12 protein-coding genes are annotated in these 11612 nt (G+C 68.9%); 2 read left to right on the top strand and 10 right to left on the bottom strand.

The genetic code is table 11. The features are described 5' to 3' along the window. A partial coding sequence (locus B8460_RS03875; protein ID WP_148360326.1) for a DUF4169 family protein occupies positions 1 to 112 on the bottom strand: 112 nt, incomplete at its 3' end. 48 nt (positions 113 to 160) lie between these two features. Between B8460_RS03875 and B8460_RS03870 the strand changes: the two genes are divergently transcribed. Next, complete coding sequence (locus B8460_RS03870) at positions 161 to 835, top strand: dienelactone hydrolase family protein (protein WP_048860260.1); 675 nt, start codon at positions 161 to 163, stop codon at positions 833 to 835. A 25-nt stretch (positions 836 to 860) separates the two neighbouring features. Here the strand turns inward: B8460_RS03870 and B8460_RS03865 are convergent, their stop codons facing one another. The 4 genes from B8460_RS03865 to petA are packed head-to-tail and all read right to left on the bottom strand — an operon-like array spanning position 861 to position 4406. Further along, on the bottom strand, positions 861 to 1739 hold the full coding sequence (locus tag B8460_RS03865; RefSeq protein ID WP_048860255.1) for an S-methyl-5'-thioadenosine phosphorylase: 879 nt from the start codon (positions 1737 to 1739) through the stop codon (positions 861 to 863). A 15-nt stretch (positions 1740 to 1754) separates the two neighbouring features. Next, positions 1755 to 2528: a cytochrome c1 gene (locus B8460_RS03860; RefSeq protein WP_241771099.1), complete on the bottom strand. Its 774-nt coding sequence runs from the start codon at positions 2526 to 2528 to the stop codon at positions 1755 to 1757. Continuing rightward, complete coding sequence (locus B8460_RS03855) at positions 2528 to 3808, bottom strand: cytochrome b (RefSeq protein WP_048860254.1); 1281 nt, start codon at positions 3806 to 3808, stop codon at positions 2528 to 2530. Before B8460_RS03855 ends, B8460_RS03860 begins: the two co-directional genes overlap by 1 nt. 28 nt (positions 3809 to 3836) lie before the next feature. After that, positions 3837 to 4406, bottom strand: coding sequence for a ubiquinol-cytochrome c reductase iron-sulfur subunit (petA, locus tag B8460_RS03850; protein WP_048860253.1), 570 nt, complete (start codon positions 4404 to 4406; stop codon positions 3837 to 3839). Positions 4407 to 4552: 146 nt separating this feature from the next. Between petA and hemF the strand changes: the two genes are divergently transcribed. Then, positions 4553 to 5458, top strand: a complete 906-nt coding sequence (gene hemF / locus B8460_RS03845; RefSeq protein WP_048860258.1) for an oxygen-dependent coproporphyrinogen oxidase — start codon at positions 4553 to 4555, stop codon at positions 5456 to 5458. Between the two features lie 19 nt (positions 5459 to 5477). Here hemF and B8460_RS03840 read toward each other — a convergent pair whose 3' ends face one another. From B8460_RS03840 to B8460_RS03820, 5 genes are all read right to left on the bottom strand, one after another. After that, positions 5478 to 6089 (bottom strand): pyridoxamine 5'-phosphate oxidase family protein, encoded by a 612-nt coding sequence (locus B8460_RS03840; RefSeq protein WP_048860252.1) that lies wholly within the window; start codon positions 6087 to 6089, stop codon positions 5478 to 5480. Between the two features lie 32 nt (positions 6090 to 6121). Then, a complete protein-coding gene (locus B8460_RS03835; protein ID WP_048860251.1) occupies positions 6122 to 7729 on the bottom strand; it encodes a DHA2 family efflux MFS transporter permease subunit in 1608 nt (535 codons plus the stop codon). A gap of 7 nt (positions 7730 to 7736) precedes the next feature. Continuing rightward, positions 7737 to 8927 carry an efflux RND transporter periplasmic adaptor subunit gene (locus B8460_RS03830; RefSeq protein ID WP_084623213.1) on the bottom strand — a complete coding sequence of 397 codons (1191 nt, stop codon included), beginning with the start codon at positions 8925 to 8927 and terminating at the stop codon, positions 7737 to 7739. Positions 8928 to 8985: 58 nt separating this feature from the next. Further along, the gene (locus B8460_RS03825) at positions 8986 to 9561 is read right to left on the bottom strand and encodes a TetR/AcrR family transcriptional regulator (protein ID WP_206742637.1); all 576 of its coding nucleotides are present in this window, start codon (positions 9559 to 9561) and stop codon (positions 8986 to 8988) included. A 152-nt stretch (positions 9562 to 9713) separates the two neighbouring features. Further along, positions 9714 to 11495: an ABC transporter ATP-binding protein gene (locus B8460_RS03820; protein ID WP_048860250.1), complete on the bottom strand. Its 1782-nt coding sequence runs from the start codon at positions 11493 to 11495 to the stop codon at positions 9714 to 9716. Between the last annotated feature and the right edge of the window lie 117 nt (positions 11496 to 11612).

Genomic DNA, 11612 nt, shown 5'->3' with positions numbered 1-11612 from the left:
CGCGTTGCGCGCGCGGGCGGCCATGGCGGATGCGGTTCTCCGCCGCTTCGGCCCGGTCCGCCTCGCGGGCGGCGGCCTTGCGGGCACGGCGCAGGTTGACGATCTCGCCCATGGCCTCATTCTCCCGGCCCGTTCAGCCGCCACGGCAGAGGAGAGCGCCATGACCGACGAAACGCTAGTCGCCCCCGACGGACACACGCTTGCGGCGCACGTCCTGGCGCCTCCGGGCGCGCGTCACGGCCTTGTCGTGGTGCAGGAGATATTCGGCGTCAACAGCCACATCCGCAATGTCTGCGCCCGCTTCGCCGCGCGCGGCTACGCGGTCGTCGCACCCGCCCTGTTCGACCGTGTCGAGCGCGGCGTCTCGCTCGGCTACACGGCCGAGGACGTGGCGCGCGGGCGCGAACTGCGCGGCCGGGTTGAGGACCGCGGCACCATGTCGGACATCGACGCGGCGGCGGCGCGCCTCTCCGCGCTGGTGGGCGGCGGGCGCATCGGCATCGTCGGCTATTGCTGGGGCGGCACGGTGTCGTGGTGGGGTGCCACCAAGACCCGGCACTTCGCCGCCGCGTCCTGCTGGTACGGCGGCGGCATCGCCGCAACGCGCGAGGCGGCGCCGCACTGTCCCGTGCAGATGCATTTCGGCGAGCTCGATACCTCCATTCCGATGACGGACGTGGAGGCGATCCGCGACGCGCGGCCGGAGGTCGAAATCTACGTCTATGACGGGGCGCAGCACGGATTCGGCTGCGACGAGCGCGGCAGCTACAGCGCGCCGGACGCGAAACTCGCGCAGGAGCGGACGCTGGAGTTCTTCGCCCGCCACCTCGCCTGACGGCGGCCCACCGCCGGCCGCGGTGCTACAGCACCCGGCCGGCGACGGCGCCCAGCTTGGACATCAACACCGGGCTGCGCATCGACCGCGCGGTGATGATGGCCGTGTCGAGCGCGCGGTCACAGCCGGCGCCGCACACTTCCCGCCGCGCGGCCAGTGCGGGCACCACGGCGCGTACCAGCGCGCGCGCCTTCTCGGCATTGTCGGCCAGCACGCGCGTCACGACATCGACGGTCACGTCGTCATGCTCGGTGTGCCAGCAGTCGTAGTCGGTGACCATCGCGACGGTGGCGTAACAAATCTCCGCCTCCCGCGCGAGCTTGGCCTCCGGCATGTTGGTCATGCCGATGACCGAACAGCCCCAGCTCCGATACAGCTCGCTCTCCGCGCGGGTCGAGAACTGCGGCCCTTCCATCACGAGATAGGTGCCGCGGCGGGTGATCGGCAGACCGATCCCATCGGCCGCCGCCTGCAGCGCGTCGCCGAGCCGCGCGCACACCGGATCGGCCATCGAGACATGCGCCACCACGCCGTCGCCGAAGAAGCTCTTCTCCCGCGCGAAGCTGCGGTCGATGAACTGGTCGACGATGACGAAATGGCCCGGCGGCAGCTCTTCCCTGAGGCTGCCCACCGCCGACATCGACAGCAGGTCGGTCACGCCGGCCCGCTTCAACGCATCGATGTTGGCCCGATAGTTGAGGTTGGTCGGCGACAGCCGGTGCCCGCGCCCGTGACGCGGCAGGAAGACGCACTTCACCCCGTCGAGACGCCCGAACAGCAACTCGTCGGACGGCATGCCCCAGGGTGAATGCACCGGCCGCCAGACCTGTTCGGTCAGACCGTCGATGTGATACAGGCCGGAGCCGCCGACGATCCCGACGACGGGCTCCCAGTTATCGGCCACGAGCGCTACTCGCCGTCAGTGCTCCACGTCCGACCAGATCTGGCGCTTCACCGTGTAGGTGAGACCGGCCATCAGCACGAGAAACAGCACGACCCGCACACCCATCCGCTTGCGCGTCACGGCTTCCGGATTCGACGTCCAGTAAAGAAACGTCGTGACGTCGTGGGCCATCTGCGCGACCGTCGCCTTCGTCCCGTCGGCATAGGTCACCTGATCGTCATGCAGCGGCTGCGGCATGTGGATCAGGTGGCCGGGCATGTACTCGTTGTAGTACAGACCGTCCGGCACCTTGAAGCCGGCCGGCGGGTCCACGTAGCCGGTCAGGATGCCATAGATGTAATCGGCACCGCCCTCGCGGGCGTTCAGCAGCACGGACTGATCCGGCGGCGCGGCGCCGCCGAATGCCGCGCCCGCCGCCTTGGAGTTCTTATACGGCGCCTTGAACACGTCGGCCGGGGTGCCGGGCCGCGTGGTCTCGTCGCCGTTGTCGTCGAGCGGACCGGGAACCGTCTTGCTCGCGGCGATATCCTTGATCTGCTGCGCGGTCAGGCCGATGCCGGCCAGATCGCGGTAATGCAGCAGGTTCATCGAATGGCACGAGGAGCAGACCTCGTTATACACTTGGAAGCCACGCTGCGCCGCCGCGAGATCGAGCCCGCCGAAAATGCCGGAGAAGCTCCAGTGCTCGTGCGGCAGCGCCTCCTCGGCCCGGACCGCCGGCGCCGCCAGCAGGACGGAGGCAGCCATGGCGGCGGGCAGCAGGCGGCGCAGTAGGGTCGAGGCGGACATCACGGCTTCTCCATCGGCGCCGCCGGCACCCCGCCGGGCAGCGGTCCGCCACCACCGCCACGTCGCGGCAGCACGGGGTTGCTGATGCTCTCCGGCAGCGGCAACGGCTTCTCAAGAATGCCGAGCGCCGGCAGGATCACGAGGAAATGCAGGAAGTAATAGGTCGTCGCGACGCGGCCGAGCACGACCCAGATCCCCTCGGGCCGGTGCGCGCCGACCATGCCGAGCACGACCACGGCGGCGACCAGGACGAACACCAGCGGACGGTAGATCGGGCGGAAGCGCGCGCTGCGGACGCGGCTCGTGTCGAGCCAGGGCAGCACGAACAGCACGGCGATCGACCCGAACATCATGGCCACGCCGCCGAGCTTGTTCGGCACCGATCGCAGGATCGCGTAGAACGGCAGGAAGTACCATTCCGGCACGATGTCCGCCGGCGTCTGCAGCGGGTTGGCCGGGATGAAGTTGTTCGGGTCACCCAGCATGTTCGGCGCGAAGAACACGATCGCGGCAAAGATCGCGAGGAAGACGCACAGTCCGACGCTGTCCTTCACCGTGTAGTACGGGTGGAACGGCAGCGTGTCCTGCGGCGACTTCACGTCGATGCCGAGCGGGTTGTTCGAGCCGGTGATGTGCAGCGCCACCACATGCAGGAACACCAGGCCGACGATGACGAACGGCATCAGGTAATGCAGGCTGAAGAAGCGGTTCAGCGTGGGGTTGGAGACCGAGAAGCCGCCCCACAGCCACTGCACGATGTCCGTCCCGACCAGCGGTATGGCCGAGAACAGGTTGGTGATGACGGTCGCGCCCCAGTAGGACATCTGGCCCCAGGGCAGGACGTACCCCATGAACGCCGTCGCCATCATCGCGAGCAGCAATGCCACGCCGATGATCCACAGCAATTCGCGCGGCGCCTTGTACGAGCCGTAATAAAGGCCGCGGAAGATGTGGACATACACCACGATGAAGAACATCGAGGCGCCGTTCTGATGCACGTAGCGGATCAGCCAGCCGTAGTTCACGTCGCGCATGATCCGCTGCACGCTGTCGAACGCCATTTCGGTGTTCGGCGTGTAGTTCATCGCCAGGAAGATGCCGGTGACGATCATGATCGCCAGCGTCACCATGGCCAGGGCGCCGAAGTTCCAGAAATAGTTGAAGTTCTTCGGCGTCGGGAACGACCCGTATTCCTTCTCCATCATCGTGAAGACAGGCATGCGGGTGTCGATCCAGTTCAGGACTGGATTCTTGATGTCGCTCTTGTGGAGCCCGGCCATGGTCTAACCCCTCGCGCTGGCGGCGTCGTCAGCCGATCTTGATCTTGGTGTTGCTCTCGAAGGCATAGGGCGGGATGTAGAGATTGAGCGGCGCCGGACCGTGCCGGACGCGGCCGGACGTGTCGTATTGGCTGCCGTGGCACGGGCAGAACCAGCCGCCCCACTCGCCCCGCGGATCGGTCGGCTTGTTGCCCAGCGGCACGCAGCCGAGATGGGTGCAGATGCCGATCAGCACGATCCACTGCGCGTGGCCGGCCTTTACCCGCTCGCTGTCCGGCTGCGGCTCGATGAGCTGGCTCATCTGCACGTCCTCGGCTTCCTTGATCTCCTTCTCCGTGCGGTGACGGACGAAGATCGGCTTGCCGCGCCAGACGACGGTGATGCCCGACCCGAGTTCGATCGGCGTCAGGTCGGTCTCGACCGACGACAAAGCGAGGACGTCCTTGGACGGGTTCATGCTGTCGATCAGCGGCCAGGCGATCGCGCCCACGCCGATGACGGCGCCCGAGGCGGTAATCAGACGAAGGAAATCGCGTCGGCCATCCCCTCCGTGTGCACCGTGATGTCCGCCGGTGCCAGCCGCGGCTAATTCAGCCATACTCACCTCGATCCCATGCCAAAAGACCTCGGAGCCCCCAAGGCCATGGTGCGCTGCACTCTAGACACGCCTCCCGGAACCGGCAACAGCACCGCATCGCCGCCGTGCCGGACCATGCCTCTGGCACCTATGTGGACCATCTGCCGATGACGCAAGCCCCTGTGCGAGCTCCCGCGACCGCCGCCGCGCATATCGACCTGCGCGAGGCCGCGCGGGCGTGGTTCGAAAGCCTCCGCGACCGCATCTGCGCCGCCTTCGAGGCGATCGAGGACGACCGTCCCGACCCCGACGCCGGTCCCGCCGGCCGCTTCGAACGCCGCCCCTGGGACCGGCCCACCGAGGACGGGACACCGGGCGGCGGCGGCGTCATCAGCCTGATGCGCGGGCAGGTGTTCGAAAAGGTGGGCGTCAACGTCTCCACCGTCTGGGGCACCTTCAGCCCCGAGTTCCGCGCCCAGATCCCTGGCGCTGCGGAGGACCCGCGTTTCTGGGCGAGCGGCATCAGCCTGGTCGCCCACATGCGCAGCCCCCGCGTGCCGGCGGCGCATTTCAACACCCGCATGCTGGTCACGACCCAGGGCTGGTTCGGCGGCGGCGGCGACCTGACGCCGATGCGACTCGAGACGCCGGAGGCACAGGCCGACGCCGCCACCTTCCACGCCGCCTTCCGCGCCGCCTGCGACCGCCACGATCCCGGCTACTACCCGCGGTTCAAGGCGTGGTGCGACCGCTATTTCTTTCTCCCCCACCGGGGCGAGCCGCGCGGCGCGGGCGGCATCTTCTTCGATCATCACGCGACCGGCGACGCGGCGGCGGATTTCGCCTTTACCCGCGACGTGGGCGAGGCTTTCCTCGACGCCTATCCGGCCATCGTCCGCCGCCGCATGGCGGAGCCCTGGACCCCGGCCGAGCGCGAGCACCAGCTCGTCCGGCGCGGCCGGTACGTGGAGTTCAACCTGATCCATGACCGCGGCACGCTGTTCGGCCTGAAGACCGGCGGCAACGTGGAGGCCATCCTGATGAGCCTGCCGCCGGAGGTGCGCTGGCCCTAGCGGCGCCCCCGCGGGCCGCTCACCACAGGGCGGCCTTGGACTCCGCGGGCCAGGTGCGGTCGAACCGCGCGCCGTCATAGCTGCCGCCGCTGCAGGCGGTCAGGATCGCCCCCGCGCTCGGCAGCGACGCCGGGTCGACGTGGCGGCCGGGATTCCACAGATCCGCACGTTGGATTGCGCGCGAGCACTGGAAATACACGGCCTCCACCGACACCACGACGACGCAGCGCGGCGCCCGGCCCTCCATCACGAAGCTGTCCAGCAGCGCCGCGTCGGTCCGCAGGTCGGCGCGGCCGTTGACGCGCAACGTGATGCCGAGGCCGGGTATCAGGAACAGCAGCGCCACGCGCGGATCGCGCACGATGTTGCGCAACGAATCGACGCGGTTGTTGCCCCGCCGGTCGGGCAGCAGCAGCGTACCCGGGTCGGCCACGCGCACGAACCCCGCCACGTCGCCGCGCGGCGAGCAGTCGAGCCCCTCGTCACCCACGGTCGCCAGCGCGACGAACGGCGCCGCCTCGACCAGGGCGCGGTACTCGGGCGTGATCCAGCGCGTCTCCTTGACCATCGCCGCCGCCGAGGGCGTGCCGTACAGCGCCTCCAGCGCCTCGATGCTGTCGATCCGTGCCATCCGACCCTCCCCAGGGACGCCCGGCGGGCGCCTCAGTGCGCCGGCGGCCCGCCGCCGCCTGCCTTGGACGCGCGGAACAGGAACGTCAGCGGCACCACCATGAACGCCATGATGGCGATCACCATGAACACGTCCATGTAGCCCAGGAACGCCGCCTGCGTGTTCAGCGCGCGATTGACCAGCGCCTCCGCCTGCCCCGCGACGGCCGCAGGCGCGCGGCCGAGCGCACGCAGGCTGCTTTCATACTGCGACAGCAGATGCTGGTAGCCGAGGCTCTGGTCGGACAGATGGTCAACCAGATAGGCGCGGTGCACCTGTGTCCGCTCCGTGATCAACGCGCCGGCCAGCGAGATACCGACCGCGCCCGAGACGTTGCGCAGCATCACGAACAGCGCCGAGCCGTCGCCGTTCAGCTCCTTGGGCAGCGTCGCGTAGGCCATGGTGCTGTTCGGCACGAAGAGGAACGCGAGGCCGAGCGTCTGCGCGCAGCGGATCAGGACCAGCTCGTTGAAGCTGAGGTCTGAGACCATGTTCGCCCGGGCGTACAGGCACGACACGCCGAGCACGATGAAGCCGAACGCGATGATGTACCGCGTCTGCACGTTCGGCAGCAGCACGCGGCCGACGAAGGGAATGAGCAGGATGATCATCATCGCGCCGGGCGACAGGATCAGGCCGGCCAGCTCCGCCGTGTAGCCCAGCTGCTCCTGCGCGAGCTGCGGGATGATGACGTTGCTCGAATACAGGATGCTGCCGAACCCGAAGATCATGACGCAGCCGAGGGCGAAGTTGCGGTCCTTGAAGACGCGCAGGTTGACCACCGGGTTGTCGGTCCAGGTCAGCCACGCCACGGCGCCGATCAGCCCGATTGCCGACAGGACCGCGAAGGTCACGATCATCGGCGAGCCGAACCAGTCCGCATCCTCGCCCCGGTCGAGCATCACCTGCAGGCAGCCGAGGCCCAGCGTGATCAGCCCGACGCCGATATAGTCGATGCGCTTGGACGATCGCTCATGCTCGCGCCGCACCCAGGGCGGGTCCTCGACCATGCTGAGCACGGCAAAGAAGGCGAGGATGCCGACCGGCACGTTGATGAAGAAAATCCAGCGCCACGTGTAGGTATCGGTGATCCAGCCGCCGAGCGTCGGCCCGATCACCGGCGCGAAGATCACCGCGATGGCCACGACGGAGAATGCCTGTCCGCGCTTGGCCGGCTCGAACGTGTCGAGAATGATTGATTGCTGGCTCGGTTGCAGCCCGCCGCCGAAGAACCCCTGCGCCAGGCGGAAGATCACCAGCTCCGCCAGGTTGTTCGCGAGCCCGCATAGCAGCGAGCACACGGTGAACATCACGATGCAGATCAGGAAATACCGCTTGCGGCCCAGCACCCGGCTGAACCAGCCGGAAATCGTCAGCACGATGCCGTTGGCGACGAGATACGACGTCAGCGCCCAGGTCGCGTCGTCGTAGCTGACCGACACCGTGCCCGCGATGTGCGGCAGCGACACGTTGACGATGGTGGTGTCGAGGATTTCCATGAACGCGGCGAGCGTCACCACGACCGCGATCATCCACGGGTTGGCACGCGGCCGCCAAGCCGCGTCGGAGGCCTTCTCCTCCTGTGTCAGCGCGACGCCCATGGGGCGGTCAGTTCAGATGCACGGTCGGCACGACCGAGATGCCGAGCGGGAGCGGCAGCTTCGGGTCGAGCCCGCTGTCGATCACCAGCTTCACCGGCACCCGCTGCACGATCTTGACGAAGTTGCCGGTCGCGTTCTCCGCCGGGAAGGCGCTGAAGCGCGAGCCGGAGCCAAGCTGGATGCTGTCGACATGCCCGGTCAGATGCAGGAATGGATAGGCGTCGACCTCGAACGTCACCCGCTGCCCGGCCCGGATGTCGGTCAGCTGCGTTTCCTTGAAGTTGGCGGTCACCCAGACTTTGTCGGACACGATCGACATGACGGTCTGGCCGGGCTGCACGTAGTTGCCGCGCGCGACCGTGCGCTGCGTCACCCAGCCGTCGCGCGGCGAGCGGACCGTCGCCCATTCGAGGTTGAGGTTGGCGGTGGCGAGTTCCGCCTCCGCCTGCTTCACGCCGCCGTCGAGCTGCGTCACCCGCGCCTGGATCTCGCCGATGTTCTGTTTCACCGGCTCCGCCTCGGCGACCTGCGCCTCGGCCTGCGCGACCTGGGCCTGCGCCTGACGAAGCGCCGCATCGGCGTAATCGACGTCCTGCTGCGTCGTCGCGGCGCGCGGCAGGCTGTGCTGGCGGCGGGCATCCGTCTGCGCCTTGAACAGCGTCGCCTGCGCGCTCGCGAGCTGCGCCTTGGCGGCTTGCAGCGTCGCCGGGAAGTTCTTCTCCGCCACCTCGGCCGCATACTGCGCCGCCGCCAGCTGGCCGCGCGTGTTCTCGAGATTGGCCTGCGCTTTGTCACGGGCGTCGATGAACGGCCGCGGATCGATACGGAACAGCACGTCGCCCTTGTGGACATGCTGGTTGTCGTCCACCGCGAGGTCGGTCACCTGTCCCGAAACCTGCGCCGCGATGCTCGACACGAACCCGTCGGTGTAGGCGTCGTCGGTGGTGACCAGCCCGCGCGTGGACCACCAGTAATACGTCGCCCCGCCCGCAACGATAAGCGCAAGGATACCGAGAACCACCCACCGACGATACGAACGCTTCGGCGGCCGCGCCGACGCGTTCTTGCCGTCGGGCGTGCCCGCCCCGGGCCGGCGCGCCTCGTCGCGCGCGGGTTGCGCGCGCGTGTCGCTCTCAGCGACCGGGCGATCGAGTCGATCCGATCGCTGATCTTCCGCGACGCTCATACCGTCGGCCATACGCCGCTCCTGCTCAATCCAGTTCGTTGCCGTCCGTGCCTGCCGCGATCACCCGCGGTCAGGCCCCCGGCTCCGGCGCGAGCCCGCGCAGGAGGATGTCGATTTGGGTCTCGAGCACCGCGCGGTGATCGAACCCGATGGCGCTGTGCCGCCCGATCGAGTGGCGCCACAGCAGCATGCACAGCATCGGCCCGACGAGGACGGGCGTCAGCCGCGCGGCCTCCACGGGACGGAACTCCCCCCGATCGACGCCGCGCGCAACGATACGCTCGATGATCGCCATACCGCGCGCGACAACTTCGTCGGCGTAGAATTGCGCGATCTCCGGAAAGTTGCCGGCCTCCGAGACGACGAGCTTGGGAATGCCGCCCAGTTCGCTTTCAATCATTTGCACGAAATGCGCCATCAGCAGGCGCAACAGATCCTGCGTCGGCCCGGTATGGACCTCGATCGCCGCCTCGATGCGGGCAAGCGCCGGCAGCAGCTCCTGCCGGACGACAGCCCGGAACAGATCTTCCTTGTTGGCGAAATAGAGATAGATCGTGCCCTTGGCGATGCCGGCGGCGCAGGCAACGTCCTCAAGCTTCGTCGCGCCATAGCCGCGCGCAGCAAACAGCGCGAGGGCGGCCGCCACGATTTCCACCGGACGGTCATCCTTGCGCCGGACCCAACTCCTCGCCGACCGCGCCAGGGTTCCAGACATGCCTGTCAAATAACTGACCGGTCAGTCAGTTGCAACGCGCAAAAACGTGATCGGACTGCCCGGCCGGCGCAGGGGCGAGCGCGTCAGGCGGCCAGGGCCTGCGTGCGCACCAGACGCGCATACAGGCCTTCCGTGCCCATCAGCATGGCGTGGGTGCCCTGTTCGACCGCGACACCGTTGGCCAGGGTCACGACCAGGTCGGCATCGCGGACGGTGGACAGGCGGTGCGCCACGACGATCGTGGTCCGCCCGGCGCGCAGCGAGGTCAGGGCCTGTTGCACCGCCGCCTCGCTTTCGGTGTCGAGCGCACTTGTCGCCTCGTCCAGCAGCAGGATGCGGGGATTGCGCAGCAGGGCGCGGGCGAGCGCCACCCGCTGGCGCTGGCCACCGGACAGGCGCTGCCCGCCGGGGCCGACCCGCGTCGCGTAACCCTCCGGCAGCGCGGCGATGAAGTCGTGGGCCGCCGCCGCCGCCGCCGCTGCCTCGATCTCCGCCTCGGACGCGCCGGGACGGCCCATCGCGATGTTCGCCGCCACGCTGTCGTCGAACAGCAGCGTGTCCTGCCCGACATAGGCGATCGCTTCCCGCAGGCTGGCGAGCGTCACGTCGCGCACGTCCGCCCCGTCGATCACGATGCGCCCGCCGCTCACGTCGTGGAGGCGCGGGATGAGCGCGAGGGCGCTCGACTTGCCGGCGCCCGACGGGCCGACCAGCGCGATCGTCCGGCCGGGTGCGGCCTCGAAGCTCAGGCCGTCCAGCGCCACCCGCCCGTCGGGATAGACGAAGCGCACGTCCTCGAACACGACCCGCCCGTGCCCCGGCGGCAGCGGCACGGCGCCGGGGCGATCGACGATCCCCGGCTCCTCGTCCACCACGTCGAAGATGCGCACGAGACCGGCGAGCCCCTCCTGGATCGCGCCGTTGAGCGAGCCCAGCGCGCGCAGCGGCCGCGAGGCGATCAGCAGCGCCGCGACGAAGCCGGTGAAGTTGCCGATCGTGTTCGACCCGACCGCCGCCCGCCAGCCGGCGAACCCGATCACCGCCGCGATCGCCGCCCCGCCCAGCACCTCCAGGATCGGGTCCACCCGCGCCCGGTTGCGGGCCATGCGCAGCAGCGCGCGGTACAGGTCGCTGAACGCGCCGTCCGCCCGCCGCATCTCCGCCGCTTCCAGCCCATAGGCACGCACGGTGCGCGCCTGCGCGAAGCTTTCGTTCAGCAGCGCGGACGTGGTCCCCATCCGCTGCTGCATCCCGCCGCTCGCGCGCCGTATCCGCCGCCCCAGCCGCTCGATCGGCAGACCGGCGATCGGATACAGCACGGCCGCGATCAGCGACAGCAGCCAGTCGAGATAGATCATCGACCCGACCAGTCCGATCACGGTGATGGCATCCGCCACCCCGTTGACCGCCCGGGTCAGCGCCTCGCGCATCACCGTCGCGTCGGTGGTGAAGCGTGCCGCGATCTGCGCCGGCGCCTCGCGCTCCATGCGGGCGAGGTCGGCGCGAACCACATGCGCGAACATCCGGTTCTGCAACTCGCGGATCACCAGCAGGACGATCCGCTGCACCTCGATGTTCTGGATATACTGCGACGCCGCCTTCACCGAGGTCACCGCCAGCACGAGGGCGGGGATCTGATAGAGGATGCGGGTGTCGCGGTCCTCGAACATGTGGAACGCGTGCTGGATCAGCACCGGATAGAGCGCGGTCGTGCCGGCCATTACGGCTGTGCTCGCCAGCACGATGCCGATGCGGGCGCGGTGAAAGCGGATATGCTCCCGCCACAGCCGCAGCATCAGCGCGAAGGTCCGGTCGGCGCGCCGGGGCGCGGCCTGCGTCGGCGCAACGGGGGGGATGGCGTCCATCGCGCCCGCGTCTAACAGGACCGCAGCCGCCGCGCCAATTCCTCCCTGCACGCCGCAGCCCCGGCACGGCAGCCGCCGGCCATCCACCACGCCCGCACCGCCGCCAGCGCCGCCCCG

It is taken from the genome of Acidisphaera rubrifaciens HS-AP3 (assembly GCF_000964365.1).
Taxonomy (GTDB): domain Bacteria; phylum Pseudomonadota; class Alphaproteobacteria; order Acetobacterales; family Acetobacteraceae; genus Acidisphaera; species Acidisphaera rubrifaciens.
The sequence above is the reverse complement of the archived record's forward strand: the minus strand, read 5'-3'. Positions and strand labels throughout refer to the sequence as shown.

Excerpts from the sequence above, each read along its gene's own strand:
- B8460_RS03870 (WP_048860260.1), top strand. The coding sequence starts at position 161 with ATGACCGACGAAACGCTAGTCGCCCCCGACGGACACACGCTTGCGGCG.
- B8460_RS03860 (WP_241771099.1), bottom strand. The coding sequence starts at position 2,528 with ATGTCCGCCTCGACCCTACTGCGCCGCCTGCTGCCCGCCGCCATGGCT.
- B8460_RS03855 (WP_048860254.1), bottom strand. The coding sequence starts at position 3,808 with ATGGCCGGGCTCCACAAGAGCGACATCAAGAATCCAGTCCTGAACTGG.
- petA (WP_048860253.1), bottom strand. The coding sequence starts at position 4,406 with ATGGCTGAATTAGCCGCGGCTGGCACCGGCGGACATCACGGTGCACAC.
- hemF (WP_048860258.1), top strand. The coding sequence starts at position 4,553 with ATGACGCAAGCCCCTGTGCGAGCTCCCGCGACCGCCGCCGCGCATATC.
- B8460_RS03840 (WP_048860252.1), bottom strand. The coding sequence starts at position 6,089 with ATGGCACGGATCGACAGCATCGAGGCGCTGGAGGCGCTGTACGGCACG.
- B8460_RS03835 (WP_048860251.1), bottom strand. The coding sequence starts at position 7,729 with ATGGGCGTCGCGCTGACACAGGAGGAGAAGGCCTCCGACGCGGCTTGG.
- B8460_RS03830 (WP_084623213.1), bottom strand. The coding sequence starts at position 8,927 with ATGGCCGACGGTATGAGCGTCGCGGAAGATCAGCGATCGGATCGACTC.
- B8460_RS03820 (WP_048860250.1), bottom strand. The coding sequence starts at position 11,495 with ATGGACGCCATCCCCCCCGTTGCGCCGACGCAGGCCGCGCCCCGGCGC.